The organism is Bradyrhizobium sp. USDA 4502 (assembly GCF_054063355.1).
In genome coordinates this window covers 92,027-118,466 of the sequence record NZ_JBSSGF010000001.1, presented here as the reverse complement: position 1 = coordinate 118,466, position 26,440 = coordinate 92,027, and the positions used below count along the sequence as shown (strand labels likewise).

General features: G+C 57.9%; 22 protein-coding genes and 3 pseudogenes. 15 read left to right on the top strand and 10 right to left on the bottom strand.

The features are described from left to right. Positions 1 to 356: 356 nt before the first annotated feature. Positions 357 to 1,508 (top strand): annotated as a pseudogene (locus ACVW1B_RS00525) (recombinase family protein); the annotation flags it as partial. A gap of 915 nt (positions 1,509 to 2,423) precedes the next feature. Here ACVW1B_RS00525 and ACVW1B_RS00520 read toward each other — a convergent pair. Then, positions 2,424 to 3,119, bottom strand: coding sequence for a reverse transcriptase domain-containing protein (locus tag ACVW1B_RS00520; protein WP_253641392.1), 696 nt, complete (start codon positions 3,117 to 3,119; stop codon positions 2,424 to 2,426). A 784-nt stretch (positions 3,120 to 3,903) separates the two neighbouring features. On the opposite strand from ACVW1B_RS00520, the gene ACVW1B_RS00515 reads away from it, so the two are divergent. The 3 genes from ACVW1B_RS00515 to ACVW1B_RS00505 all read left to right on the top strand — a co-directional run bounded on the left by ACVW1B_RS00515 (position 3,904) and on the right by ACVW1B_RS00505 (position 6,381). Beyond that, on the top strand, positions 3,904 to 4,053 hold the full coding sequence (locus ACVW1B_RS00515) for a hypothetical protein (RefSeq protein WP_253603838.1): 150 nt from the start codon (positions 3,904 to 3,906) through the stop codon (positions 4,051 to 4,053). Between the two features lie 664 nt (positions 4,054 to 4,717). Next, on the top strand, positions 4,718 to 5,263 hold the full coding sequence (locus ACVW1B_RS00510) for a DUF4760 domain-containing protein (protein WP_253603840.1): 546 nt from the start codon (positions 4,718 to 4,720) through the stop codon (positions 5,261 to 5,263). Between the two features lie 725 nt (positions 5,264 to 5,988). Next, on the top strand, positions 5,989 to 6,381 hold the full coding sequence (locus tag ACVW1B_RS00505; protein WP_253603843.1) for a hypothetical protein: 393 nt from the start codon (positions 5,989 to 5,991) through the stop codon (positions 6,379 to 6,381). On the opposite strand, the gene ACVW1B_RS00500 is transcribed toward ACVW1B_RS00505, so the two are convergent. From ACVW1B_RS00500 to ACVW1B_RS00490, 3 genes are all read right to left on the bottom strand, one after another. Next, positions 6,367 to 6,681, bottom strand: coding sequence for a hypothetical protein (locus ACVW1B_RS00500; RefSeq protein WP_253603845.1), 315 nt, complete (start codon positions 6,679 to 6,681; stop codon positions 6,367 to 6,369). The genes ACVW1B_RS00505 and ACVW1B_RS00500 overlap by 15 nt on opposite strands. Before the next feature lie 5 nt (positions 6,682 to 6,686). Then, positions 6,687 to 6,848: a hypothetical protein gene (locus ACVW1B_RS00495; RefSeq protein ID WP_253603847.1), complete on the bottom strand. Its 162-nt coding sequence runs from the start codon at positions 6,846 to 6,848 to the stop codon at positions 6,687 to 6,689. 360 nt (positions 6,849 to 7,208) lie between these two features. Further along, positions 7,209 to 8,327 carry an IS630 family transposase gene (locus ACVW1B_RS00490; protein WP_141343495.1) on the bottom strand — a complete coding sequence of 373 codons (1,119 nt, stop codon included), beginning with the start codon at positions 8,325 to 8,327 and terminating at the stop codon, positions 7,209 to 7,211. A 201-nt stretch (positions 8,328 to 8,528) separates the two neighbouring features. Between ACVW1B_RS00490 and ACVW1B_RS00485 the strand changes: the two genes are divergently transcribed. Next, positions 8,529 to 8,813 carry a hypothetical protein gene (locus ACVW1B_RS00485; RefSeq protein ID WP_253603849.1) on the top strand — a complete coding sequence of 95 codons (285 nt, stop codon included), beginning with the start codon at positions 8,529 to 8,531 and terminating at the stop codon, positions 8,811 to 8,813. Between the two features lie 19 nt (positions 8,814 to 8,832). On the opposite strand, the gene ACVW1B_RS00480 is transcribed toward ACVW1B_RS00485, so the two are convergent. After that, positions 8,833 to 9,003, bottom strand: coding sequence for a hypothetical protein (locus tag ACVW1B_RS00480; protein ID WP_253603851.1), 171 nt, complete (start codon positions 9,001 to 9,003; stop codon positions 8,833 to 8,835). A gap of 565 nt (positions 9,004 to 9,568) precedes the next feature. Between ACVW1B_RS00480 and ACVW1B_RS00475 the strand changes: the two genes are divergently transcribed. From ACVW1B_RS00475 to ACVW1B_RS00455, 5 genes and pseudogenes are all read left to right on the top strand, one after another. Continuing rightward, entirely contained in the window at positions 9,569 to 9,787 is a 219-nt protein-coding gene (locus ACVW1B_RS00475) for a hypothetical protein (protein ID WP_253603853.1), read from the top strand. Between the two features lie 166 nt (positions 9,788 to 9,953). Beyond that, positions 9,954 to 10,142: a hypothetical protein gene (locus ACVW1B_RS00470; RefSeq protein WP_253603855.1), complete on the top strand. Its 189-nt coding sequence runs from the start codon at positions 9,954 to 9,956 to the stop codon at positions 10,140 to 10,142. A gap of 544 nt (positions 10,143 to 10,686) precedes the next feature. Beyond that, positions 10,687 to 11,058 carry a cupin domain-containing protein gene (locus tag ACVW1B_RS00465; RefSeq protein WP_092089306.1) on the top strand — a complete coding sequence of 124 codons (372 nt, stop codon included), beginning with the start codon at positions 10,687 to 10,689 and terminating at the stop codon, positions 11,056 to 11,058. 706 nt (positions 11,059 to 11,764) lie between these two features. Further along, positions 11,765 to 11,875, top strand: a pseudogene (locus tag ACVW1B_RS00460) (type II toxin-antitoxin system RelE/ParE family toxin); the annotation flags it as partial. A gap of 93 nt (positions 11,876 to 11,968) precedes the next feature. Further along, entirely contained in the window at positions 11,969 to 12,292 is a 324-nt protein-coding gene (locus ACVW1B_RS00455) for a helix-turn-helix domain-containing protein (RefSeq protein ID WP_092089278.1), read from the top strand. A 2,570-nt stretch (positions 12,293 to 14,862) separates the two neighbouring features. Here the strand turns inward: ACVW1B_RS00455 and ACVW1B_RS00450 are convergent. The 4 genes from ACVW1B_RS00450 to ACVW1B_RS00435 all read right to left on the bottom strand — a co-directional run bounded on the left by ACVW1B_RS00450 (position 14,863) and on the right by ACVW1B_RS00435 (position 19,087). Further along, complete coding sequence (locus ACVW1B_RS00450) at positions 14,863 to 15,057, bottom strand: hypothetical protein (protein ID WP_092089273.1); 195 nt, start codon at positions 15,055 to 15,057, stop codon at positions 14,863 to 14,865. Positions 15,058 to 16,119: 1,062 nt separating this feature from the next. After that, on the bottom strand, positions 16,120 to 16,410 hold the full coding sequence (locus tag ACVW1B_RS00445) for a hypothetical protein (protein ID WP_253603859.1): 291 nt from the start codon (positions 16,408 to 16,410) through the stop codon (positions 16,120 to 16,122). Positions 16,411 to 16,815: 405 nt separating this feature from the next. Then, complete coding sequence (locus tag ACVW1B_RS00440) at positions 16,816 to 17,487, bottom strand: HAD family hydrolase (protein ID WP_253603861.1); 672 nt, start codon at positions 17,485 to 17,487, stop codon at positions 16,816 to 16,818. Positions 17,488 to 17,497: 10 nt separating this feature from the next. Continuing rightward, positions 17,498 to 19,087, bottom strand: coding sequence for an amidophosphoribosyltransferase (locus tag ACVW1B_RS00435; protein ID WP_253603863.1), 1,590 nt, complete (start codon positions 19,085 to 19,087; stop codon positions 17,498 to 17,500). A 346-nt stretch (positions 19,088 to 19,433) separates the two neighbouring features. On the opposite strand from ACVW1B_RS00435, the gene ACVW1B_RS00430 reads away from it, so the two are divergent. The 4 genes from ACVW1B_RS00430 to ACVW1B_RS00415 all read left to right on the top strand — a co-directional run bounded on the left by ACVW1B_RS00430 (position 19,434) and on the right by ACVW1B_RS00415 (position 24,364). Continuing rightward, positions 19,434 to 19,589, top strand: coding sequence for a GSU2403 family nucleotidyltransferase fold protein (locus ACVW1B_RS00430; protein ID WP_375167002.1), 156 nt, complete (start codon positions 19,434 to 19,436; stop codon positions 19,587 to 19,589). A 2,545-nt stretch (positions 19,590 to 22,134) separates the two neighbouring features. After that, positions 22,135 to 22,911 carry a Fic family protein gene (locus ACVW1B_RS00425; protein WP_309144987.1) on the top strand — a complete coding sequence of 259 codons (777 nt, stop codon included), beginning with the start codon at positions 22,135 to 22,137 and terminating at the stop codon, positions 22,909 to 22,911. Positions 22,912 to 22,950: 39 nt separating this feature from the next. After that, positions 22,951 to 23,313, top strand: coding sequence for a Fic family protein (locus ACVW1B_RS00420; protein ID WP_309144988.1), 363 nt, complete (start codon positions 22,951 to 22,953; stop codon positions 23,311 to 23,313). 469 nt (positions 23,314 to 23,782) lie between these two features. Next, positions 23,783 to 24,364, top strand: coding sequence for a cation transporter (locus tag ACVW1B_RS00415; RefSeq protein WP_375167290.1), 582 nt, complete (start codon positions 23,783 to 23,785; stop codon positions 24,362 to 24,364). Between the two features lie 328 nt (positions 24,365 to 24,692). Here ACVW1B_RS00415 and ACVW1B_RS00410 read toward each other — a convergent pair. Then, a pseudogene (locus tag ACVW1B_RS00410) lies at positions 24,693 to 25,318 on the bottom strand (cell envelope biogenesis protein TolA). 152 nt (positions 25,319 to 25,470) lie between these two features. Here ACVW1B_RS00410 and ligD point away from each other — a divergent pair. After that, on the top strand, positions 25,471 to 26,418 hold the full coding sequence (gene ligD / locus ACVW1B_RS00405; RefSeq protein ID WP_253603867.1) for a non-homologous end-joining DNA ligase: 948 nt from the start codon (positions 25,471 to 25,473) through the stop codon (positions 26,416 to 26,418). Positions 26,419 to 26,440: the final 22 nt, after the last annotated feature.

Sequence of the window (26,440 nt, the reverse complement as noted above, 5' to 3'; positions counted from 1 at the left end):
CTGCCCGATGGTACCCGTGCCCTTGTACCGGCCGCGTGGACAGATCTGCCTATCGCACAACATCTACCGCGTGCAAGCCCGCAATGCGCTCGAGCGGCATTCCTGGCTTCCCACGCCGAGCTGCTGCACGCCCGGACGATCGTCGACGCTTTGCTGCGGCAATTGGATGCCGCGCATACTGTCCTGCCACCGGAATCGGAGGACGGCTATGCAGCAGCTAAGCTTTCTCGACCCACCACCTCAGCGCGGGGCCGTACCCGTATGGGAGGCCCTCGATAAAGAACAGCGCGCACATCTCGTGCTGCGACTCGCCCGACTAATCGCCCGAGCAATCGCCACTGCCGGAGATCACAACGATGAACGAACTGAGCAAGATCACCGCTGAGCACCTACGCCGATGCGCAATCGTCTACGTGCGTCAGTCCAGTACGACGCAGGTCGAGCATAATCGCGAGTCCACTGCCCGTCAGTACGAGTTAGCCGAACGCGCCGCGCGGCTTGGTTGGCGACGCGATCAGGTGAAGGTCATCGATGAGGACCTCGGTATTTCCGGTTCCGGCCTTTCCGAGCGCACCGGCTTCGCGCGTATGACCGCGGAGGTCGGCCTCGGCCAGGTGGGCATCGTGCTCGGCTTGGAAGTCTCGCGACTAGCGCGCAATAATGCTGATTGGTACCGTCTGCTCGATCTATGTGGCCTGACCCACACGCTCATCGGTGATGGAGATGGGATTTATCATCCGGGCTTGTTCAATGACCGCCTGGTGCTCGGGCTCAAAGGTACGATGTCAGAGGCAGAGCTGCATGTGCTGCGTGCGCGGCTGCTCGGTGGCATCCGCAACAAGGCCGCACGCGGAGAACTGCACCGCGGGCTGCCGGTGGGTCTGGTACGGGGCGACGCCGACGGGGAGGTGCTGTTGCATCCTGACGAGTCGGTGCAAGCCGCGATCCATGCTGTCTTCGACCGCTTTGCCGAATTCGGCTCGGCACGACGCGTATGGCTGTGGTTCCGCTCGCAAGGCCTGCGCTTTCCGCTGCACTCCTACAGCCTTGTCGATCTCCGCTGGGTCGCCCCCACTTACACAAAGATCCACCAGGTCCTCACCAACCCGTTCTATGCCGGCGTTTATGTGTATGGCCGCACCCAGCAGACATGCTATCTCGATGCGGGCGGTCGAATCCGAAAGCGCATCAGACAACGCGACCGCGAGCAGTGGCCGGTGTTCATTCGTGACCATCATGCCGGATACATCGATTGGAACACCTTCGAGGCGAACCAGAAGCGCCTGGCGCAGAACATCCGTCCTCGACCGCACCAGAGCGGGGGTGCCGTGAGAGAAGGCGCAGCACTCCTGCAAGGCCTCGCCGTATGCGGACACTGCGGTCGGCGCCTGGCCGTACACTACAGCGGCCGGTTGTCGGCGCCCGGATATCACTGCGCCGGCAAGAACATCGTCAACGGCCGGGGCGAGTACTGCCTCAACATCGGCGGTGTGCAGATCGATGCGGCTGTCGCCGAAGCGTTCCTTGCGGCTCTCGCGCCCGCAGGCTTGGAAGCCTCGCTCCAGGCGATCGAGCAATTCGACGCCGATCACGAGACGACTCTCGCGCAGTTCCGTCGCGACGTCGAGCGTGCGCGCTACAACGCGCAGCGCGCCGAGCGACGCTATCGCGCCGTGGACCCGGAGAATAGACTCGTCGCGCGTGGACTCGAAGCAGAATGGGAAAGCGCTCTGCTGGAACTGAAGACTGCCGAATCCGAACTCTCGGACCGCGAACATGCCCGACCGCGCTCGCTTACGCACGAAGAACGCGACGCGATCCTTGCACTCGGTAAAGACCTCAAGCGTATCTGGTTCGCTCCCACGACGAGCGATCGCGATCGCAAGGAGTTGCTCCGCACGTTGCTCGACGATGTCACCTTGAGAGTCGAGCGCGATAAATACAACGCTCACCTGACGCTGCGTTGGCGCGGCGGTCTCTTCTGTGAAGTTAATGTCCCATTGCCGCACTCGCATCCATCGCCGATCCGCACCGCCGACGATACGATCGATCTGCTGCGGCGACTGGCTGCACATTATCCCGACACCAAGATCGCCGGCCTCCTCAATCGCCAAGGCCGTACAACGGCCACAGGACTGTCGTTTACGGCAAATCGTGTGTCGAGCCTGCGGACGCACTGGGAGATCCCGTGCTTCGAGCCGAAACAGCAAGTGCAGGACGGCGATTGCATGACGATCGAGAAAGCAGCACGCGCTCTCGGGATCGCACCCTCTACTTTGCATCGCTGCCTCAACGATGGCTTCATTGCCGGAGAGCAGATCACACCTGGCGCGCCGTGGCGCATCCGTATCAATGACGAGTTGCGGTCGCGCTTTGTGGAGAGCGCGCCTGAAGGTTACGTGAAGATGTTCAAGGCCATGAATCTACTCGGCGTCTCGCGGCAAACCATCTTGCAACGTGTAAAGCGCGGCGAGCTCAAGGCCGTTCACGTCTATCGCGGACGGGCAAAAGGCATACGAATTCAAGTACCTGCAGTTGCTCCGGACCTCTTCGACCCTCTCAAAAAAACTGAAGGTGTAGTATGACGCAACATCCAAGTAGTCTTTCAGGTCCGCATCCACGATCCACTCGTTTCCAGCCTCCACTTCGCGCCAGATCTTGGCCAGGGCATCGGCGGTCTTGCGACCCTTGCGATACCCAAAGCTGCTCGGATCAAAGACCTTCTCAAAGATCGGCTCCAGGCGATTTACCAGCGCCTGCTGGCAGACCCGGTCGTAGACCGAAGGTATGCCGAGAGGTCTTGTCTTGCCGGGAGCCCCTCTTTTCGGGATCTCCAGTCGTCGCACGGCTTGCGGCCGATAGGTCCTCTCTCGAAGCTCGCGATGGAGCCGCTCCAGATTCGCATCCAGCTCGGCCTCAAATTCTCCGATCGTCACCCCATCTGTGCCGCCTGCACCCTGATTGGTGCGAACGCGCTCCCACGCAAGCTTCAAGTTCTTGCGTGAGTAGACTTTGTCCACCAGAGAGTGGACCTTCTGCTTCTGACCTTCGAGCACCAGATGATCGGACAGTCTCCTGGAAGCGTGACGTTCGGGTTTTTCACAAAGGGAACTTTCCATCTTCACGCTCCTTTCTCATCCATCTCGATGCATCCTCGCTCGATCCGTTCACGAACGTCCTTCCCCGAACCACTCTCGGTTCGCCGTTTCCGGTCACGCGAGTTGTTCGTCTCGCGCTTCAGGTACTACTCCGTTCTCCGACTCCTGCATGAGCCTCGCTTTCCCACTTCGCTTGCGCTTATAGGGTTGCTTACCCGGCTTGATGGGCCGGGACCTATGCAGGTCTCCTGGGGTCACGCATGAATCTTCCGTATCGTGCCGTCAGCAAACACCTTGGTTCGATGGGTGAATGAGTAACGCCTTCGCCCCCATAGTGCGGGCTCGACCTTGCCCCATCTTTGGCCGACCTGTTCATCGTCGGGGTAACCCCCATTGATTGCAGCCCGATACTTCTCCTCAAACCCTTCGGATTCCGGATCGCTCCGGACACCCTGTCCTCCACCGGCTTCCACCGCTGGCCGGCGAGGCATTACCCCCACCTTTGGATACGGCGCCCCTCATTCGAGCGCCGGAGGGACTTGAACCCTCCTGACTCATGCGCTGCCCAGCGCACACTATGGACCAGTCCGACTCCCGACCTCAGCTCGGACCGCGGCTCTGGCAGTGCCTTGCCGTTGTCCCCCACTGGAGACCAATCCAGTGGACCCGGTCGGGCCTCTCATGTTCCGATGATTGCCTTCCATGCGTGATGCGGCCATCGACCCCGACGGAGCGGCATCGTCTCGCGTAACGACGATGCTCATGCTGCCTTCGTGACTAGGGAACACACTCGGCCTCCGCGAACATGGTCTCGTGGCTGTACGCGGAGATCGACGACAAGGTGAAGGCCTTCCTCGCGCGCCCGATCGAGGATGACTGGCCGTATCTTCGCGGCCGGGTGGAAGCGACGGCGGTGGTGGCTGCGTGGCCAGCCCCGGCTGCTTATCAACCGTAACCGCGGTCCAGAGCGCGCCCCGTTTGCCGAGGGATGCGGTGGGACTGGGGTCCGGCAGCGACTTGGTTTGGCTCACCAGCCATCCCATCAGCCTTTACCCTATTGAACTGCCCACAATCTTAGCGTTAGTATGCGGCTTATTTCGACTTAAGAAGAATACTTAGATGGATAGGAGAGTGACCGATGAAAGCGAAAATGCTTGCGACGATATGCCTGCTGTTGGCCACGACTGCCACCGTCCTTCGCGCAAAACCTGCCGCTATTTTCAACTTGGAAGAATGAAGGCGGTTCTATCCTGACGATCTAGTCAACTTCCGCGATTCCTTCAGCGGCTCGTTCACCAATTTCGCGCCGGGCTTCGAGTGTCAGGCAATACCGTATACGCGACGGGCTTGGTGAAACCGAACGGTGCGGTACTGCTCACAGTCACATTCATTGACTGCAACACGGTAACAAACTGCCATGGACAGCTTCTGGGCAACCAAATTCCGACTCGCTGGAAGCTGATCTATTCCGACAAGAAGAATTTCACACAATGTACGGCAAGAACGTTTTTGTCCGCCAATAGTGCCGAAGCTTCTCATGAATTGAGACGAGCGGCCCTGCTGCCCGGTCCGCTCCGGACCCTCGCCATACACGACGGTGGCCTGTGATCGAGTATTGGATGCTTCCGAAAGGCGAAATATGGGGCTCAATTCCCCAGTGGTTGGCAGCGGCGATTGCATTTGTCGCAGCAATCATCGCAATTTCTTCTATTCATGTTCAGCGGCAGATCGCCCGCAAGCGCGCCACGATCGATTTCTTCTTGAAGGCCTCAATGGACAAAGAGTGCCTGGAAACCTACGAGACTTTCAAAGCCGAGCTCGCAAACATCAAAAGCCCGGGCGTTCATTTTGAAAGCTACATTAAGACGCCCGCGTACAAGAAGGTACGTATCTGGCTAAATATCTGCGAACTAATATCTGTTGGCATCAATCGCCGCGTTTTCGATGATCGCGTGGCATTTGATTGTTGGGGGGACTTATTACCCTGGTGCTACGACGAGAGCGAACCCCTCATCGAATGGTTTCGACAAAAGCAGGGAAGCGAGTTGTCGTATATTGACCTAGATACAGTAAGTAAGCGATGGCAGAAGCGCGCTGTTCGGGAAGACTACGCAGGCAAAGCAAAACGACGCGCAATCGAAAGAGTCAATGGACCGCTCTATTAGGCGTTCTCTGGAAGGCCAGCCTGCTAGACTGATCATTTCGACGTCGTCCATCGGGCCTAGCACGCCAACAGCGCCCACCGTGCAGTCTCCCTCCCTTAAGGCCCTTAAGGGGAGGAGAGACGTATTGATGGGAAACGTAGTGCACGGTTGCTGCACGGCGGTTGCATGATCAACCTAAGCGTCTGATAATGCTTGAAAACAACCGTCTGGAAGCGACCATGCAGCAACCGTCTCACGGTCGATCGTTGCACGGTCAGATGCACGGTCGAACAAGGTATCTCTATTTCCTGACGCACGGGCGGGCTCATCATGGATTATCACTTGGACCCTCAGCTCAGCGGACTACCGCGAGCCTACAGGGAAGACTTTCGAATAGGTGAAGAGACGCGATTCTCGATTGAGCTGCTGCAGACACTGGCTTCGCTGATCTCACCTAGTCACCGCCCGGTATATGCAAGCGAAGCTCTTGCGACAGAAGTACTTAGCTCAATATGGGAGGAGAGTGACTCTCCTGCCTTTTTTTGCCCTGGATTGCCCAGGGGTCAGGAGAGCAATCAAAATGTTGAATGAGCCAGTCGACCGGAGGCACGATGCTTCCCCCCCGCCCAAACGGGAGCCCCGCGAGCTGCAATCCACGTAATACACGCCGTCTATCCAATCCTGCGCGGACACGTAGAACTTATCGAGACCGTGCCACTGATCTCGGTCGAGCACGATCCCATGCAATGAAGCTGATGATCACCTTGGACGACAGGAATAAGCTCGCCCGCGACAATCACCAAAAAGGCTGGCACTACCACTATTGTGATTCGAAGGGGCAGCGCTCTGACACGATGCTGTCATTCGACACAAATCAGCGGGATTGTGTCGACAAAAAAGGAGCGATAAAAGACTTGCCGCTCTTTTGGGAACGGCACGATGAAGGTAAAGCGAAGTTTCGGGCCAAAGCGCAGTTGTGGGGCAACCCGAAACGGGAAAGCATTTGGTCTTCAGCTTTCCCCGAGGTGAAAAAGCACCCGCTTGACGAGTTTAGGAGGCCAAAAAATGAGGCTTTGCCGGTTTGGCCTCTGAACGCAGTTCTGAGCCTAAGGCCGCATAGCCAGTCAACCACACGCTAATTTGTAATCAGTCGCCCGATTGTCTCCCGACTTAACGATCTCACCGACTTCCACCAACTTCGCCAACGGTCGCGGGACGGCCTTGCGTTCTTTAAGCTCGGCTAGCCCGCTCCACCTCCGATCTATGTTGAGCGCCGCTATGGAACGGTCAGCGACACTAATGTTCAACACCCGACTGCAGGCGACGCGCTCGGCGCGGTTGGCCTTCATGGCCTGCTTATCCAATTCGTCGACAGCCTCCCAGAGCAGATCGAGCTCGGTGATGTCGCGGCCTATCGAATGGTTGGTAGTGCCGTGCATGTGGCTCAGTCCTCTTTGCGCTTGATGATCACGACGACAACCAAGGTCCTGCGCAGCGGGCAATGGCATCGTGGTCTGGCGCCGGCCGGGCTGCGAACAACGCCGACGAAGACGGCTTGCACCATCTCAGTGCCGATGTCATGCACCGGAATATCTGGTGCATTCACGCAATTGGCCCGATATTTGAAACCAAAGGTGATCGCCGCTAGGTCACTCAGATCGAAAGGGAACCCCGAATATGGTCACGGGCAGATTCACGGTTAGCGGCGTACCTCTAACAACACCCACAGTGAAGGTAGGTGGGCGCGACGTATTGACGTCGTCGACCGTCGTCTCTCGCGAGGATGAGGATGTTGAAATCCGCGTGCGCGACCTGACGTTTATCCTTTCGTTTAAGAACACTCCTTCCGGAGACATGAACCTGAATGCCCGAGATGGCCGACGGCGGCATCGGCAGAGCGCTGCGTTTCGCGCTAGAGAATTTCAACAATCCTCTCGGCATCGGATATCACGCGGAGGTCGGAAATCTAGTGTCCTGAACCAGAAGTTCGCAACATCGGGGCTTGTTTTGCCGGGGCATTGTAACGGCAGAAGCGCTCGATGGAAGCAAGGATATCATCGGCGGATTTGGTCCATCGGAACGGTTTTGGATCGGCGTTGTGTCGTTCGATGAACGAGGCGATGTCCGCCCTGAGGGCGGCTACGCTGCGATAGACGCCGCGCCTGATCTTCTTATCGGTGAGGAGCGCGAAGAAGCGCTCGACTTGGTTGAGCCATGACGAACTGGTCGGGGTCAGGTGCACGTGCCAACGCGGCCTTTTGGCGAGCCATCTCCGGATCATTGGGGTCTTGTGCGTGACGTAATTGTCCATGACGAGATGGACGTCGAGTTCGCGCGGTACGGCAGCCTCGATCTCGTCAAGGAACTTGCGGAACTCGGCGGTGCGGTGGCGCCCGTAGCATTTGCCGATGACCCGTCCCGTCGCAATATCGAGGGCGGCGAACAACGATGTGGTGCCATGCCTTTTGTAGTCATGGCTCCTTCGGGCCGCCTGGCCGGGACGCATCGGCAGCAACGGCTGGCTGCGGTCCAGCGCCTGGATTTGGGACTTCTCATCCACACACAGAACGATGGCGTGCTCGGGTGGTGAGACGTAGAGGCCCACGACATCGCGCACTTTGGCCACGAAGTTCGGATCGGTCGAGAGCTTGAACGTCTCCATCCGGTGCGGCTGGAGCCCGAAGGCCCGCCAGATGCGTTGGACCGTCGATACCGATAGGCCGCTGGTCTTGGCCATGTCGCGGGAGCTCCAATGAGTGGCGTTCTCAGGGCAACTCTCCAACGTCCTCACGATCACGGCTTCGATGCGGGCATCGTCAATCGTGCGCGGCGCGCCGGAACGCGGCTCGTCGTGCAGCCCGGCCACACGCTGTGCCATAAAGCGCCGCCGCCACTTGCCTACGGTCTGCCGGTCCAGCCCGAGCTTGACCGCCACTTCCGTGTTCTGACCACCTTCCGCACAGGTCAGCACGATCCGGGCTCTCAGAGCCAGCGCCTGAGCCGTCTTCCGCCGCATCGTCAGCGACGTCAGTTCAGCCCGCTCATCATCACTCAATATCAGGGGGGCAAGTTGCTGGACCGCCATTGGAGACTCCGCCGCTGTTTGCCTCCATCCTTGGCACAGCGACGCGAATCTACTGCGAATCTATGATTGCGAACTTGTGACTCGGGACACTAGACGGCCGAAGACTCCACCTGGACCTCTACGTGCTTTCTGTCGGATCTCCTAAAGTGAAGAACCGCATGATCGGCTACACGTTCAGCCTCTCGGGCGGAAACTAACGTCATGGCCGATCGCGTTGAACTGCCTAAAGACAAGCAGTTGGCTTCGATGGTCCTTGAAGCTGACAAAAACAAGCAGGAAATGGGCTTTCTCGGGAAATTCTTCGGGGCCAAGGAACATGCTGCTACTTACTTTGCTGGCATCACCATACTCGTGACGCTCATCGCGGCAGCCACGCTCGCGTACAGTGACCAGGGCCTCCGAGGTGATGCCATGAAGGCTTTCGTGGGTCTCGCGGCAACAGCCTTAGGGTATCTCTTCGGCTCAGGCACTCGCCCAAGAATTTGAGGTAAAAACTGTCGCCGCGTCACGACGGAGATCGCCCCTTCTTGGCGGAGCGCGCCGTGAGGTGCGTCGTGTGCCCCGACATGCCGAAGTCCTGGCTGACGGTGTCGATGTCGAAGGTCTGGTCGAAATACTCGAGCGAGAGAGCCATGCTGGCGGCGACTGCGGCGTCGCCGACCACGGTTGCCCTCACTTGAACTCATGCACGCCTTCTCGTTGGCCTGCGCTTTGGCATGCGCAGCAACCTGATATTGAATGATCTCGGCGTATTGGAGAACCCTCTTCTGCCTTGGATGCCAGGACTTGATGTCGACCCTGAAGCCTTGGCCGCCTGCACGTTGTGGTCGACGTTGAGGTGCAGGCAGTCTGACTTGACCGGCATCGAGTTCTGATCGACATAGATCGAGTAGGTGCCGGCTGTCGAGGCGAGAGTGGCCTAGTAAAACACTCCCTGCGAGCCGCCCCACCAACGCGCCATCACGCTCGTCGAGCTTGTGGATGACATAGGCGAAGCTGACGTTGTCGGAAAGCTTGACGAAGTCCTGCTCGAGCATCTCGTGCAGCTTGGCCGACGGGTCGTGAGCCGTGAACGCAATCCTCGGTCCGATGTAGTCGAACTTGACATTCATCGTGACAAAGTACTGCTCGCGCCGCGCGTCATGACCTCGACGGGGATCTCGTCATCGCCACCGATCTGGGCGAATGTGTCGTAGGCGCCCTCCAAGCTCATCGGAACCTTGCATTGAAAGGTCGACGTTTTGCGCGTGGTGTTCTGCTGGACCTGGCCGCGCTCAATAGGCGAGCACATCGGTCTCGGCCTCGTCCAGGAAGGCGGCAAGCTAGGGCAGCTTGGGGCGGAGCTGATCGGCGACGCGGCGCCACTGGGCCAGGCGGCGTGGGCATCGTCCTGGGCAAAGGCGGTGGCGTGGCGGAAACGACGCGCCGTACATGAACCGGTCAATCGCTTTGGCGAGTGACATTAATTCGGGAGCCATTCCAACGGAAACTGCGGGTGTTGGCCCTGAACCTCCTCAGTCGACCTGGTGGCCATGGGAGCCGTGATACTGTCAAGTCGCCATTCCTCTATTGGAACGCCAGGACCTTGCAGCTGTTTTGTCTGGAAACAGGGTCGGAACCGCGGACGTGGCAGACGAACTCGAATATTCGGCGCACCGATTAGTGGTCATCGAACAGCCTGGCGGCGGTTTCCTGGTCGAGATCACGCCTCTCGGGGGCGGCCAAACCGTTAGGACGATGACCTATCAGAGCACGCTGGAAGCGATTTCCGCAGCGAAGATCCGCAGCGAAGAGGTGCGTCGACAAACATCCTGAACACAGGCGATAGAGCCCGCTCTGCGGCACACGCCCGCCGTTTTGGACCGGCAATCGCACTTGCCGATGCGGCGGCGCTGGCGCGCCCTACCCAGAATGCAGGGGGCCGAAACCGGATGATGAACTAACGGCGCGTCCCCGGCGGCGCATCCGTAAACCACGGGCTGAGGCCTTAACGTTAAGCAGAGTCGCGAGGACCGCGCCCACGTGGCATCGTGTAATGTCAGAGATATTCGTTTTCAATTCGTCAAAGCCATTTTCAAAAGTTCAGTGATTTGAATCAATGATCGTGGAATTCGCTATCGTGAGCACGATCATGGGATCTGTGCTCGCGCTGTACGCAAGTCAGCATCGCTCGATCGTCTTGGAGACGTGCGCGGGCGCGTTGCTGATTGCCGGCCTTACTTGCGTTGGCGCGGGCCTCCCGCGTGTCTAACCCCATTGTTGCACTCGCCCCGGAGTTGCGGTTGAATACCTATTCCCATCCATATGCGATGGCAAACAACCTGCCGAATTCATTTATCTATTTTTAAAGGAGATAATGATGCTTCGATATCTCGCTTTGATTTTTTTCGCCCTTACCTGCGCAGCCAATGCTCAAACCAACCGCACCGAGTTAAAGCGTGCCGATTTGACCGGCACAAATATGGAGATTGTAGTCAGCGTCGTCGACGTACAGCCTGGAAACAATCTCATTCGCCACACGCACCATGGCGAGGAAGCCGTTTATGTTCTGGAGGGTGCAACGTTGGCACTACCTGATGGAAAAGAGGTGCCATTTCCTACGGGAGCAGCGACGATCAACATTCGCGACGTTCCCCACGGTGGATTCAAGGTGGCCGGCGACAAAACCCTGAAGATGTTGACGGTTCATATCGTCGATAAGGGCAAACCCATGATGGAGCCCGTGAAATAGACGCACTGAAAGAAAGAGACGGCCCCAGCGAGGCACATGCTGGGGCCAGTATGTAGCTGGGCGTCGCAGTGCCGGTAGCGGTGCGGCACCGAACAGGGCGACCAATGCGAGTGCTTGCGCTTCGTTCCTAAAAGAAACGCCCAGCGCCCGGGAGACGCTGAGGCCGACATTCCAAGTGGATCGTCCAAGTGCTTTCGACAGGGGCAGCACTTGTACCTCCCGGTAACCGGAATGCGCGTCGGCCGTTGTGGCAGCAAGGATTGCCGGCCCCGCAATCGCACAGACGAGTTCCCACCCCTATCGCCGGCTGCTTTGGCTCCCTGCGGGCTGGGGCAGGCTCGACGACTGGCGCCGCAACCAAGCCGATCTGCCGGGCCGGCCCGAGGCCATCCGCCGGCCGGTGTGAAGGCGAAGGTGTAGTCCCACTTGCGGCCGCGCCCCCGTTGAGATTGTATCTGACCCGCAAAACAACCAGATTCGCCGCCCAATTTCCTGGAACCAGACCACAATATTTTCGTTGACATGGCCAATAGTAAATCTGCTATAAAGTCGTCTGAGGGCAAGGAGGATGTGCCTCTCGAGTTCGTCGGCTCATCGCTTGAGGATCTTTCCGCTTTTCCCCTTCCGTGCAAGAAGGAGATCGGTTTTGCGCTCCGTGCCGCCCAGAAGGGCGGAAAAGGAGAGAATGTAAAGCCGCTGAAAGGTTTTGGCGGAGCTAACGTCCTCAATCAAGTCTAGTTTTGACGGAGATACGTTCCGGGCTGTCTACACGGTTCAGCTGAAAGGCGCCATATACGTACTCCACGCCTTTCAGAAGAAATCCACTAAAGGGAAAACGACATCCCAGAACGACAAGGACTTGATACGCACCCGGTTGAACGCGGCAATTGAGTTACACGCGGACAAGGAAATGAGCAAAGCAAGAAGCACAAAAGGCAGCGGTAATGTTTTCGCCGATATTGGCGTGCCGGATGCAGAGATGCATCTTGCTAAGGCCGACCTTGTCCTCGGCATCGCCGCGATCATTCGATCAAAAGGGCTCACACAATCACAAGCCGCGAAGACGATCGGGATTGCGCAGCCCGATGTCTCTCGACTGATGCGTGGGAACTTCGACGGCTTCTCCTATGAGCGTCTATTTAATCTACTCAACGCGCTGGGAGAGAACGTGCGTATCGTGGTTTCAGACGCCAAGCCTAAGACCAAGGCAAAACTTGAATTCGAATTTTCGTAACGTACAAAAAGCGGCCGCCATCGAGCGGCGCTTAGCATCATCGCGCCCTCCGTTACGCCCTCTCGAGAACGCGGAAGGACTCGGCGGCGCCACCATCCAGCCGGGCCGGCCGGTCGGTTTCCAACCAGCTCACCGGTCTGCCCATCGTCCTCAGCGCCTTGAAGGCAGCGCGAAGCACTGGATCGCGGAAGAGCGAAGAAGCCGGCTTTGTATTAGATTGCTTGGGCCATGCTCACTCCTTGGCTTGGGCTAGAGCCGAGCGGGTGTTCCAGCACTTGCTCGGCTTGTCCCTTTATGACGTGCCATCAAGAATAAATGACAGAAATCGCGGCGGGGGCGCCTTCCCGTACAAAACGAGCCCGTTACCGCGAATGATTCATATGCCCCGCGAGATGTTGATGATTGGCGGCGCCATCAGGGGGATCTGCCTGGCCGATCTGAGGCTATCCGCCGGCTGGTCGAGATCGGGCTTGCGGTGAAGACCAAATAACCTCTTGAACTCGCCCGCAGGTTGCTGAAGACTGTCGCTCTTTGAAAAAAGTTGTTTTTTAGGGCGATCAATATGAAAATGTTCTTGGTTCTTGCTGCGGCGCTGTCCGTGGCGTTGGTAGCCTCATCGCCATGTTTAGCGAGAGCCGGCGGCGGCGGTCATTCCTATGGTGGTGGCGCAAGATCTGCCGCAACGTTTCGTGCCACTCCTGTCATGCGCTCCGCACCTGGCTATCGGGCGCCGCCGGCGGCTCGGCTTTATGTACCCAGGCAGCAATACGCTCACCCCAGATACGTCCCGGCGATCTACACTAGGTCGACAGTGCATCGCCTAATCTCCGTGTCACGCAACCCAACCTACGCCAATCCGGTGCGTCGAGCTCCCGAACGGTTCGTAAGATTTCACGGTCGCATGATCGGAGTCCCTCCCCTGGCTGGACTAACGGCCCCTGCGATCGTGGACGTGCCCGATCTCGGCGAGGTGATTGTCCCGCTCGATATGTATACTACAGTGTACCCGCTCCTAATTTCGGATGATGAGAGCGACCGCGAGCGCGCTATCACGCAACTCAGAGAGCGCGCTGAGCGCGACCCGGCCAGTCTCGTCCAACGCTCAGCGGCAGTCTCCATACCCCCAATGAATGACCCCTGCCCAAATTGCCAAGACGACAAGGTTGAGGTTCTTCATACCTGCCGACCGATCGGCGAGTGCGACATGTCCGAAAGGTTGGTGAATAGCTCCAAGAATCCGACCTACCTCGTCCCCGAGCGTGGCTCAGATCGACGCGGATTGATCTTCTGAAATCTAAAGTACCCTAGACACACTCGTTTCATTTGGACCACCACCATATACGTCGCAGTGAATGGCTTTGGCGTTTACATCGCATATGATTGGGCGCCAAGGGTTAGTTGTGCTGGCGAGCATGCATCGTGACAATGCGATTTACGTATTGGAAGCGATTGGAAGCCGCCTCTCGCTCATCTGAAAAGCAATCCTCGAGGCGTCTCTTCAGAAGGCGCGCTTCTTTCAATCGGCGAGATGGAAGGAAAAGGTGAGAGCTAAGTGATGTAAATTCTAAGGCGTCCTGCCTCCAGGACCGTGTCGCAATCCCAGGAGGAGCTAGCGGGCAATGGACGCCCCAATTTTCACCCGTCGGAAGCCGATCATTGCGCCGGCTCTGGGGATGCGGTTGGCTGCACATCGCATTTCGTGATGAACAAAATGAATTTTGATCAGCGCTTTTGAGGGAGGAAATAATGCTTCAATCCTTCGGTTTTATTTTCTTCGTCTTTACCTGCGCCGCGGACGCCCAGACAAACCGCACCAAGCAAGTTTTATCTCCTCGACCAGCGGCTTGGAGAAACGGCCGAGCGCCTGCGGATCAGAAGCTCGTGGCATCGCACCAGGTGTGGAGCGCGACAATCTTATTCGCCTAGAGCAACAGGCTGAAACTGCAGCATACATAAACGAAAGGCTGAGTTCGCCCGGCCTAAAGCCCCTACCTGTCGGCACGTCGCGACTAAGTGGCGCCGATGATGGATACCGGCAGAGACGGCTGACGCCATGTAGGATTCCTCAACCAACGACCCCCGGCGCCGGAGGTTCGTGGCACCGAGGGCCGCTACTCCCGGCGGGCTTGGGGCTTGAGACCGGGAGCTTTGAATCGATAGCCGGGTGCTCCATTTCGTTCCAAGCGCATACTGCCTGAAGGCCCGAATCTTTTCTCGCAACGACGACACGGATCAATGTTCGGGATGTTAGTACCCTCTCGGCTGGAAGGTCGCCCCTGTAAGAGCTTCAAACGGGTGGCGTTGCTTCGTCTTCGACCGCCTCAATTTGTCGCCCGCTCAATTGGAATAAATCTCCGATCCGACGTTTAAGATGCCGTTCGAGACGCAAGGTCTGTGGCGCGACGGCTGGCTCCCCCTAGGTTTCGCCATCCACCCGGAAGGGCCCATCGTGAAGACGCGCGTTTGACGGCGGCCGGTTCTTGTAAGGGCGCGCCAGCGAGCGGCGTCTTAACAGCGCCTCACCGCGAGAGCTCAACACCTCCGCGCAGCATAGCCGACCGGGACGAAACTCAGCGCCCCGGAGGCGCGTTCAGCGCGCTGTGACCCGCCGCTTTTAATTCATCTATTGAGAGTCGCCCGTTGGCCGCGGCTTCGAGGATCTTGGAAGCAACATGCGTCCTGGCGCCGATTTCAAAGACGGAAATATTCTCGCAAACTTCCTCTAGCACTGCCCTTAGCAGCGCAGTCGTTTCGGCGTCGAACATGCGTTTCCCTCCAATTGGAGATTAATGCTGAACGCCCGCCGAGCGGAGTATATTCGCTCGGCGGCACCCGCCACGCGTTCCAGTCTGGATCCTGAAATTCCAGCTCGGCGAGATTGGCACTTTTCCGCCAAGGCTTTGTGACGGCGCGTGATCCGGGCCCTCCAAGTCAATCCTCGACATCGGCAATTCGCCTGAGAACGATCACGATGGTGATGACCAACCAAATATGCCAGCAACAATCCTGGCCAGACCTGAACCGAACGCGCCGCCAACATCCCGATCGGACAACGCGAACACGGCGGCTTCAACCGCTAAACCGATCCCCAATGGAAGAGCAACGACGATCGCAAGGATTTGAGAGGTCCGATTGCCAGTCTAAGGACCATCCTTGCGCTTCCAACGCCGTTTTCAATGCCCATAAAAAAGCTACGCCGTCGGGCTCGAAATATGGTGTCCCGGCGGCGCCCTGTCACTGGGCCCCTGAAATCCCCCAGCGCGTTACGATCTAGCAGTCATCGCGCCCTGCATTTGTGAAATGGTTCACAAATCGCGCCCCGTAAAACCACGGGCGCTGCCGCAGAAATCTGCCTCACCGACATGGAATTGGCGGGGTTTGCTCTGCTGGGCAACTTCGCAACGCCAATGAGTATTGCGGCCACTGGATGAGCAAAAGAAATGCTAAAAACAGAGCGCGAGCTGGCATCAGTCCGGTCCAGCGCATTTGCATCAAGGCAAACTGAAATTGTCGAATTCGCCAGCCGCCGAATGGCAAAAGTCGGCCAGTTGACGAGCATTATTCCAGCTAGCCGAATCCGCGCATATCTGCCCAAATTTTGTCGACTGCCACGCGCATCGCAATTTTTTAAGACGGTCGGACCACCTCCTAAGCTTGCTGGCATCGGGGGCGAGCTACTGTTGCGGCGCGCGTGGTGCGCCATCTGATGCTCCCAGGGGCCAGCAAGGGCATATGCAAAAGGAGAGCGCCCCACCCTTTCGGATGGGGCGCTACGGCGGCCGGACTTGGGGTCAAGGCCAGGCTAGGCCGCCGAATCAGTTCGGCTATCATAGCGTAGCCAGGGGTGGCTGCGAGATGCTGCTTTGATGCTGATGAGCGACGCTGAATAAGATTTTCGCGACGGACGACACCGGTCCGGGGCGCCATAGCTCATCCAAGCGCATCGGCGCGATCAAAAACTCCATCATGGGCTGCCCCATCCGGGCCCATGATAATTCGTCCTCCAAGAAGTTCGAGGACTCATTGCTGACGATGTCCGTCAGCAGGAAGAACGGGACAATTGCGGCATACTGGCCAACCATTTTCGTCGCGGCGTCCCAGAACCATGTGGGGTTCAACCAAGCGTCATTTGTTCCGGTTTAACGAGCAGCTGTTGGCTGTTGCCAAGCACAGAGATCGCGTCGGTGGCGCCGAGTAGAACACCTGGCCGGTTGGCCGACCGTGAAGCACGCAAGTTGCTCGCGGATCAGGCGTTCTCAGCAGCGTCCATGGCGGCCATTGAACACATCGATCTGCCTCAATTAATCTGCCGGCGGCAAGGGCAAGAGGACAGGCTTTTACGGGCCACGACAACTCGGCGATGGTATTATGTTCGGACGGTCCGTCGCACAATGATCCTTGTAAGCTTCATTCTGGTGACGCAAGAGGCTGATACCAATACCCTCCCATGGGCCCCAGTTCGACAAGGCCTACTCCTTCCCACCGCCGGCTTAAGTGCGACTTCGCACGTACCATCTATCAATTTAGAAAAAGCCATGCGCTTGAACGATTGGTAACAGCTCGTGATAGTTGTGAATGATGTGGTCCGGCTTCGCTGCTCGCAAGCGTGCTTCGGAAACAAATCCGCCGGTGATGGATATGCTTATCAGTCCGAGGCTTCGCGCAATGTTGGTTTCCACTGGCATATCCCCGATGATGAAAGTTGACTCAGGCTTTAGATCATTCTCCTCCATGTACCGCCGAAGCCGCTCCCCTTTGCTCATCGTTTTATACTGGGTGAGACGGCTTTCAAAAGCCAGGACGTCATTGAAGTAGCTGTCGATTCCGAGCCTTCGCAATTGAGCAACAAGGGGCGCGACTATATGGTTACTCACGATGATGGACGAAGCCGCTTCTTGGCGCGCCAATTCCAGCATTATGCGCGCACCTACGCGTAACTCCGCTTTGTCGGCTAGCGGCTCGTAGGTGTCATGGAAGATTGCGCCGCCATCGCGATCTACGGCTGCGACTTCCGCTTCTGACATCCCGACATTTCGGAAAAGAATGGATAGTGGAACATCGCAATGATCCCGAAAGGTATCCAGATCGATCGTCGGGCGTCCAAAGCGCTCCAAGATAGTATTGGTCGTTTGCAGTAGCGCCTGGGCATCGTCAAGCAACGTGCCATTCCAATCAAAAACAAGAGCTGGCTTCATGATTCGGGCCTCAGGCGGCGCTATAGTGGTCGGCCATGAGATTATGCAGGTCTCTGTTTGCGCGCCTTTGCCCCGCAGGAGTTGGCATTTCGAATGTAAAGGGCGACAAATCTATTCCCTCGCTCTCCCGTGGCAGCAACGATGTGAGACGCGGGAAGGGCAAGTAGGTCACAGTTGCCGCGTTGATCGAGGCCGCGATTCTTGCTTCGATGGTTTTGAGGACGTGCGGCTCGATATCTTTGAATAGTAAGCTTTGCTTCCGCTGTTGAGCGGACAGCCTCTTCCATGTCCGCCAGAAGGCCAGTTCATCGATGGTTTCAATATTCACGCCGTAGTAATTCGGAGCCACGATAGGCGGTGAGCCGATTGCCCAATGGACAGCTTCGACGCCCGCAGCAAGAAGTATATTCGTTACGACCCGACTGGTGTCGCCACGAATGAGGGCTTCATCGGCAATGAGTATCGTGCGTTTTTCGACGTCAGTCGAAGCCAGACGGTATTTGTGAGCGATACGACGCTTGCGCTCACTACTTGGGCCGATGAGAGTTCGCTCAGTGATTTGAGTCTCGATGACTTCACGCCGTTCGGCGCTAATCCCACGTGCTACGAGAGATGCGAATAAGCCGTCAGCGTAGGGCCCTCCAGTATCAGGCATGGACGAGATGATGATTGGAGCGGCGCCCGGGTCTGCAGGAAGCTGACGCGCAACAAGGTCCCCCAGCGAGACGCCAATGCTGTAACGAGTTTCGAGGTGAGATCGCCCCTGGATCGACGTATCCGGACTTCCGAGGTAAAGCGCTTCGTAGGCGCAAAGCTTGGCGGCACGTCGAGAATCTCCGACAGAACGATCGAGGCATTCTCCGTTTTTTCCGTTCACATATTTGATGTAGCCCGGCACGATTTGGTCAGACTTGCCCTGAAGTCCGGCAAAGGCGCAATTTTCCGACGCAAAGAGCAAGGACCCATCGTCCGTCTGCATGAACTCCAAAGGACGCAGACCATACCTATTGCGGAACGCAACCAGATTTCCTTCGGCGTCCAGCAAAAGCGCACTAATAGCACCATCAATGCGCTCATCAATCTCACGAAACACGTTCTCATAGTTGACGCGCAGGCCTTGGCGCCAATAATCCCTTTCACAAATGTGTTCAACTAGCTTGAGCAAGAGTTCGGCGTCCGTCCGATCCTCGAAGGTGTGACCTTGGACAATCACTTCTGCTCTAATCTCTCGAGCATTTACTAACGCTCCGTCCAACGAAATTGTCAGTTGGCGGGAGGCGGCCCTGCGATTGGAAGTTGGTCGATCGTCACTCTCACCCTGTGTGCAAACTCGATCGCGAACATGAGCGATTGCAACATGGGGAATGAACTCCACATCCTGCTCGTCCTTGTCGATCGCACGCAGTTCGTGTGATGGCCGAGACGCGGTTTTATATCGAACGCCTTTGTTGTGCATGAAGGCGGCGATGCCGACGCCTGCCTGTCCACGAAGCGAGAGCTTCGGAAGCATGTGCTTGAGCCGATCATAAACCGTCTGATGGGAGCTGCTCCAAGGCAAGAGAAAAGCGGCAGCGATACCTGACATGCTGGCAACCTTCATGTAGCGCCCGTATCCCGAGCCCGTCACAAGGCGGATGTACTCCGCCGATCACCTGCTCTTACGCAAGCTTCGTACCATCGCCCAGCGCTCGGCAATTTGACTCGCCGATCAAACCCGCACGTATCGAGATTTGCGCTCCCGCATCCCCTGTGTGCCGGACAAATGAGCTGGCGTTTTCGCGACAATCCGTCTGAAGCGCGACGAGCTGGTATGGGAAATAACAAAGCCAACATTTCAACATTGCTGGCAGCGCGCGGCTCTGATCTTTCAGCTTTCCCCGCCTCAACGTGGGATCGGCGATGTCATCGCGGCGCTTGCCAAGACCGGCGTTTTTCGCCTTCGCGGGATGCTCATTGGCGCGATCGCCCACCAAACCTATGCCGCCATGCTTGGTGTTCGCCGCTCCGCCGGCTCGCGACAGACCGGCGACGTCGACATCGCCCAGTTCAAGATGTCTCGATGGCTGTCGACGACTCAACGCCGCCCCTTCTGGACGTGCTAAAGGAGGCCGATAAATTCCTCGTGCCGTTCCTCACGGATCTGACGGCCGGTGCATGACCAGCTACGCCTCCAAAGGCGGCTTGCACGTCGAGGGGGAAAGGAGACCGGCCGCCTCCAAAAGCTGCCCGCCCTCACGGCGGTCGGCCGCTGCGTCCTCGATTTCTTGATCGGTGACCCCGAGCCCGCGGTCATCCTGCATGCCGCCCGCATCTCCGTGCATGTCCCGCCCCGGCGCGCTATGCCGCCCACAATCTCATCATCTTGCAGGCGCTTGCAGGTTTGCAGAGCCGGACAATGACCTGCTGCAATCTGAAACCTTGCTTGCGGCCCTGGCCGAAAAGGGCCGCCATGAACTGAAACCGGCCCGGAAGGAAGCTCATGCTCGCGGACCCAAATGGCGCTAGTTGATGCTCGAAGGGCTTTGCTTGCTCGCGGCCTCCGTGCCGGACGCGGTGCTCAAGACCCATGGCGCGCCTCGCTCGCTATGACTTCAGCCGCGACGTCGTGACGTTCCAGCGAAAGGACTCCGGCGGCTTAGTCAACCGCGCAGTACCGCGAGGCGCTGGACGACCGTTTCAGTCCAATGGTGTCGAATAAGACGGGCGGGTGGAGCGCTCCTCAAGAACAGGCCCAGCATCGAGGACATTGGTCGCACCAATACCTCATCGCGCCGGTCGAGGAGCCCAGCACCGTTATGGTCAAGACTGGCGACGTCGAGGGTTTTCGGTGCGAGGAGCGCCCCAACGAAAGCGACGTCTTCGTCCTCATGCCGCGCTTGATGCCGATCGACCAGACATGCCCTCGCCGCCGACTTGGCTGGTGACCAATTGCCCCGCGCGCTCCAGCACCGGCCGCCAAGGCGCCAACACTAACTCGCGGGATCTCTCAATCAGGACGAACCCGCCACTGTTCAGCGCCAGCATACGCCAGCACAGCTATCTGCACGTTGTCATCAGGTCTCGCTTTTCATCAGGCGGTGAACATCCGGCTGCTCTATCTCAGCGCGTCGTCGAGGGTGCGAGGACAATTTAAGCTAAACTGTCCGAAAGCCGGGCAATTGCTGGTGCTCTGCGTATACGTCCGCTGTCCTAGGCGCCCCGTCGGATGTTCTACCTCTATCCGGTCTTTGACCTAGATCAAGGAATCCGATCTCGGAGAACGAACCGGGGACAGCGGAACGTGATTAAGTATCCTAGTTGAATGCATGACTTTGGAAGCACGAAATAACTTTGGAAAGCACGAATCATAAGGGTCGTCTCTGACACCGGGGAAGGACGATGCCCCATCGTAAGTACCGCGCGCTGGAGCGCGAGTGCCATCTACAGGCCGCTATCACGGGGCACAAAGAGACTAAAGACGAACTCCAAAAAATGGAGCGCGAGTACAAGGTTCTCGCTGATTGGTTAGAGGCGCGACGGCGAGCCGACCAGCAACCGCCTACCGAAGAGTAAGGTAGGCTCAGTTGCGGCTCTGTCGTCGCCGGGTGCCAGTGTTACGACATGGTTTCCTAGCGCTGAGCGCCACATGATCGGCCACAAGGGCGACCAGTACACGTTTATCGGCATGGCCGTCTGCAAGGCGATCATCAGCTAATGCACGGCAAGCACGACAATGGAGAATACGGACTTTTCGTTCAGGACCCTCGCGAGCGCGTGATCGGCGCGCCCGAGATCAGGACGGATGGCTTCCATCCGTAAAAGGTAGCGATCCGCGACGCATTCGCCGGGGCCTGACAATTTCCCCGCCATACGACATGTCCACAGGCCAGCCCAAAGAAACGGCCCCAGCGACGGACCGGGGCCAAGGTTAACTCTGTCATCGCGTCAAGCGCCGGGATCATGCAGCGCTCGTGGGACCCACTCCACGAGTGGTCCGCATCTGCATGGTACGGGCGTAGTTTTGTGGCAACCCAGAAACAGGCAGGGAACCATTAACTCTCCGGTCCGGGCGGCTCGCGCCAAAAAAAGAAACGGCCCCAGCACCCTTGGAGGTGATGCTGAGGCCGTTCCTCATTCCGCGCTTGCCGAGCCGCCGGTGAAATAATTAGGCGCCCCTCTGGGCCTTAGTAAATTGACCTTGATGAAACGGCCTACCCAGTCTCGAGATCATCGAATCAAAGCCGGAGCAGGTCAATTAACTTGCGTGAATCAAACGTAAATGAATTGCCTATTTTTTCCGGATGCTTAACTGGTGTCCTAATTCCCCTCCGCTGGGTGTCCTAGCTAGGACAGCACCAAAATAACTGACGTTTTCCCGTCGCAGAAATTCCTTCGAGCCGGGAATATGGATTTAGCGGCAAGAAGGGGAATGACCGCGATCGCCCGCCAAAACGGCGCGTACTCCCGTAGCTGCCAAAGCGCTTTGCGCGTATCCCGTGGGAAGACGGTTTCTTGGCCTCGACGAGCAGCGTGAGGCTTTGATCGATTTCGGCGTCTATTGGCGCTCGCTTGTTGGAGAAAGTCTGTTGAAAGCAGGAGTGGTGGGCAGCCGCGCAGCGGCCACCCGATCGCCGGTTTCCACTCGCCATTACGTATTCTCCGCATCTCGTGCGTAGAATACCCTTTCTTTTGCGGCGAATAGACTCCATATTCTCCGCAAAAGATACGGCGAATGACCAATATCCACGAACTTCAGGATTGGCCCCATTTCACTGGGATGCGGCGAAGCTCGCCCAAAGGCTCGCGGCTGTTCGCAATCGGCAGGGGCGCCTTACCGGTCGCATGGAAGAACTGGGCTTCAAACTAAAAACCGAAGCCAACCTCGAAGCGCTTACCGAGGAAGTGACGAAGTCGAGCGAGATCGAGGGCGAAGTTCTCAGCCGCGACCAGGTTCGTTCGTCACTCGCACGCCGCTTGGGTGTCGATATCGGCGCTCTTACGCCAGCTGAGCGCAATGTCGAAGAAATTGTCGAAATGATGGTCGACGCAACGGGCAAGTACAATGCCCCCCTTACCGCCGAACGCCTATCTGGCTGGCACGCTGCCCTGTTTCCTACAGGTCGCAGCGGCATGACCAAAATCACGGTGGGAGCCTGGCGCACCGAACAATCCGGACCTATGCAGGTCGTCTCGGGCGCGATCGGACGCGAGCGCGTACATTACGAAGCACCCAAAGCGACACTGCTACCCGATGAGATGAAATCCTTCATCGGCTGGTTCAACGGCACGCAGGACATCGATCCGGTGCTGAAGGCGGCTATTGCCCATCTGTGGTTTGTGACCATCCATCCTTTTGAGGATGGCAACGGCCGCATCGCGCGCGCGATTGCCGATCTGGCGCTAGCAGGTTCCGAAAACAGCCCACAACGATTCTACAGCATGTAGGCTCAAATTGGGCAGGAGCGCAATGCCTACTACGATATCTTGGAAGCGACGCAGAAGGGCGACCTTGAGATCACTGAGTGGCTCACTTGGTTTCTCGATTGTCTTGATCGCTCCTTTGACCGTGCCGATACAATCCTGGCACCCGTGCTCAAGAAAGCGCGCTTCTGGAAGAAACACGCGGGTCAGAAATTGAACGAGCGCCAGAAAGCAATGATCGAACGTCTGTTCGAGGGCTTTGAAGGCAAGCTTAACTCATCGAAGTGGGCCAAACTTACCAAGGTCTCGCAAGACACCGCTCTGCGCGACATCGAAGATCTGGTTGCGAAGGGGATACTCGCGAAGGACGCGGCCGGCGGTCGTAGCACGAGCTATTCGTTGGTTGAGGCCGTAGTAGAATACTAAGGCAGCCCTGGGTTGACGTGAGCTTCAATTTGAGCAGCTCGGCTCGAAGGCCTTCCAAGACCTCGCCTGCTCTCTCACCGCCGAAATGTTGAAGTGGCCTGTCCAGACGTTTTTGGGATCGAACGACCGCGGCCGTGATGGCGTTTTCCTGGGAGCGCTAAAACGGCAATACCGCACAACCGCGAAATCGACCATCCAGTGTAAGTTCACTGGCGTGCCTGGGGCGAACCTCACCCTTGCAGCGCTTCAAGAAGAACTGCCGAAGCCCGCTGTTCGCTAAGCAGGGCGCAGCCGAGCTCGTTAGTCCGCCCGGCAACTCAAGCAAAGGTCACGGCACTTCGCTAACTTCCGCTCAATCTCTTGCCTTGTCGTCGTGCATGTTTGTTAGCTGCAAAGGGCTCGGCTCTTTTTATCAGGGCTTCCTATTTTTTCTAGGGACGGTACACCGGGGCATCTGGACGATGAAAGCATGATGAGAACGGCACTAAGTAAGACCGTGCGGTTGGTCGCGATTCTGAACCTCGCCTATTTCGGAATCGAATTTGCCGTAGCCGTCTGGATCGGATCGGTTTCTCTATTCGCCGATAGCATCGACTTTCTAGAAGATGCATCGGTGAATTTCTTGATCCTGGTCGGTCTCGGCTGGACGATTCGCAATCGGGCGCGGCTCGGAATGGCGCTGGCCGGAGTTCTTCTGATACCAGCGTTGGCGACACTTTGGACGGCTTGGGAGAAATTCAGCACTCCTATCCCGCCAGAGCCCACTCCGCTGGCGCTAACAGCGGTTGGCGCCATGCTGGTTAACCTGTTTTGCGCCCTCATGCTCGCGCGTTATCGCCATCAGGGCGGAAGTCTCACCCGCGCTGCATTCTTGTCGGCTCGCAACGACGTTATGGCCAATATCGCCATTGTCGCAGCCGGGCTCGTGACCGCATTTGCGTGGAACTCAGCATGGCCAGACATCATCGTTGGCCTTGCAATCGCGGCGATCAATGCTGACGCCGCGCGCGAGGTTTTTGCCGCTGCGAGGCACGAACATGCCCAAAGCTGAATTTCAAACTGAGGCATTACCCACGGTCCTGACCAAGCGGCCTCAACATTTACCGATGGTTGCACCGCAACCGCAAGCCAGCCCACTTTGTCGTCCCCGTCTATCCGGCCAGACTATAAGCGCGGGTGAGCCGGCACTTGCCGAGCTGGACTAAGCGGGGATCAAGAATGAAATGACTTCATTCTTCTGACCGGCGTCCGCTTTTCCTACAATTGGGGCGCGCCGCTCGCATCCGAGGTGCCGAAAGCGAAATAAGAGTATGAGCGCACCGCCATAAGCCGTTGCGAGTTCATGGCGCTGATCGCTCGTGCCGCCGACCAAAGAACCGCTAACTAGCCCGCGCACGCCGCATCGCAGCTTCCAATCGCGCTTTCTCTTTATCCCACCGATTTTCTTCGGCCTGCGATCTCTTCTCAATAGCCACGACCTCCGCCTGGATGGCCGCGGCTCGTTTCGCGTGTTCCTGTTCGGCCTTGTCCAACGCAGCCTGCGCCTTGTCGACCGCCTGCTGACGGCGTTTTCTCTCCTTCTGTCGGGCGGCCTCCTCTCTCGCTCGTTCCACCTCGCGACGCCTCTGTTCTTGGTCGTAGTCGAGAGCGGCCTTTCGCTCCGCAGCCTTGTCGACAGGGCGAGAGGGAAGCTTCTTCGCCTTAGAGCCTTTCGGCTTGCGGGCAGTTTTCGTTGGCGTGCCACCGCCGAGATCGGTGGGCAGCTCGGCATGCTCCTTGAAAGATCCGTCGGATCCGACCGGACGCCTGAGCACGACGCCAGGCTTTGCGATGGTCGCGGCGATGACGTCCGGATCATCGCCTTCCTTCGCCGCGCCCTGATGCCCTGATGAAAGAGATTGCTGTCTGCGCCCCACGCTTCCAGCGCCGCTTTCATGGAAGGAGCGGCGATCGCCAGATCGAAGAAGCCCAGCGAGGTCAGGTAGGTTTTCAGTTTTCTGGCCATCGGTCTGATCAGACCTTCACGTTCGATAGTTAGCGTCGCGCACTCTGGGATTTGCCGCGCGTCTGACGGAACATGCCATGGCTTTAAGCGTTCCCTCATTCTTGAAGGACGTCCATGCATTACGCAACACGCTCTGAAAAATTGGCCCTTGAATGAGCCGGACGTCGACCCTGCCCAAGCGCTTACAGCCGATGCTGGCGACGCTCACCGACGCGCCGTTCGACGATCCCGGCTGGATTTTCGAGGATAAGTACGATGGCTTCCGGATGATAGCAGAAATCCGGCGGGGCAAGGTTTCGCTCTACAGCCGCAACGGCAAGATCATCAGCCGCAGCTATATCGAGGTCGCCAAAGCGCTGGAGGGCGTGAGGGGCGACGCCGTGATCGACGGCGAGCTCGTGGCGATCGGAAAGGACGGCGTCTCGCATTTCCAGCTGCTTCAAAACGCGCTGCGTCATGAAGCAAAGCTCCTGTATTGTGCCTTCGATCTCATGTTTCAGAACGCAATTGACTTGCGCAAACAGCCTCTTCTCGAGCGCAAGGAGCGGCTGAAAGCGATCCTGCCACATCACCGGCTGATCGCCTTCAGCCGTCACCGCAAAGCGAACGGCACGAAATTCTTCGCCGAGGCCGAGCGGAAGGGTCTGGAAGGCATCATGGCGAAGCGCGCCGACAGCGCCTATGCGTCCGGAAGCCGGACGGCGGATTGGCTGAAGATCAAGACAGCAAAGCGGCAGGAAGTGGTGATCGCGGGCTTCACAGCGCCGAGGCGCAGCAGGCCATTCTTCGGCGCCCTGGTCCTTGCCGTGCGGGAAGACGACGCATGGCGCTATATCGGACATGTCGGGACTGGATTCAGCCACAAGGTCCTGGAAGAGCTCCACGCCAAGCTCGTGAAGCTGACGACCCCGAAATCACCCTTCCCTGCCAAAGTGAAGGACGAGGCCGCCACGACCTGGGTCAGGCCCTCGTTGGTTGCCGAGGTCAAATTCGCGGAGTGGACGAGCAAGGGCGAACTGCGCCAGCCCGTCTACCTTGGGCTCAGGTCCGACAAGCGGGCCAAGGACGTCGTGCGCGAGCGCGAACGTCGGCGCAAGTAGAACTTTCGTTCGGCGAAAGCCG

What these genes read in the sequence shown, in the direction of transcription:
- ACVW1B_RS00450 (WP_092089273.1), bottom strand. Translation starts at nt 15,057, where the DNA reads ATGTTCGACGCCGAAACGACTGCGCTGCTAAGGGCAGTGCTAGAGGAA.
- ACVW1B_RS00515 (WP_253603838.1), top strand. Translation starts at nt 3,904, where the DNA reads ATGGTCTCGTGGCTGTACGCGGAGATCGACGACAAGGTGAAGGCCTTC.
- ACVW1B_RS00510 (WP_253603840.1), top strand. Translation starts at nt 4,718, where the DNA reads ATGCTTCCGAAAGGCGAAATATGGGGCTCAATTCCCCAGTGGTTGGCA.
- ACVW1B_RS00465 (WP_092089306.1), top strand. Translation starts at nt 10,687, where the DNA reads ATGCTTCGATATCTCGCTTTGATTTTTTTCGCCCTTACCTGCGCAGCC.
- ACVW1B_RS00430 (WP_375167002.1), top strand. Translation starts at nt 19,434, where the DNA reads ATGCTCATTGGCGCGATCGCCCACCAAACCTATGCCGCCATGCTTGGT.
- ACVW1B_RS00505 (WP_253603843.1), top strand. Translation starts at nt 5,989, where the DNA reads ATGAAGCTGATGATCACCTTGGACGACAGGAATAAGCTCGCCCGCGAC.
- ACVW1B_RS00485 (WP_253603849.1), top strand. Translation starts at nt 8,529, where the DNA reads ATGGCCGATCGCGTTGAACTGCCTAAAGACAAGCAGTTGGCTTCGATG.
- ACVW1B_RS00435 (WP_253603863.1), bottom strand. Translation starts at nt 19,087, where the DNA reads ATGAAGGTTGCCAGCATGTCAGGTATCGCTGCCGCTTTTCTCTTGCCT.
- ACVW1B_RS00520 (WP_253641392.1), bottom strand. Translation starts at nt 3,119, where the DNA reads ATGGAAAGTTCCCTTTGTGAAAAACCCGAACGTCACGCTTCCAGGAGA.
- ACVW1B_RS00490 (WP_141343495.1), bottom strand. Translation starts at nt 8,327, where the DNA reads ATGGCGGTCCAGCAACTTGCCCCCCTGATATTGAGTGATGATGAGCGG.
- ACVW1B_RS00500 (WP_253603845.1), bottom strand. Translation starts at nt 6,681, where the DNA reads ATGCACGGCACTACCAACCATTCGATAGGCCGCGACATCACCGAGCTC.
- ligD (WP_253603867.1), top strand. Translation starts at nt 25,471, where the DNA reads ATGAGCCGGACGTCGACCCTGCCCAAGCGCTTACAGCCGATGCTGGCG.
- ACVW1B_RS00455 (WP_092089278.1), top strand. Translation starts at nt 11,969, where the DNA reads ATGAGCAAAGCAAGAAGCACAAAAGGCAGCGGTAATGTTTTCGCCGAT.
- ACVW1B_RS00440 (WP_253603861.1), bottom strand. Translation starts at nt 17,487, where the DNA reads ATGAAGCCAGCTCTTGTTTTTGATTGGAATGGCACGTTGCTTGACGAT.
- ACVW1B_RS00415 (WP_375167290.1), top strand. Translation starts at nt 23,783, where the DNA reads ATGATGAGAACGGCACTAAGTAAGACCGTGCGGTTGGTCGCGATTCTG.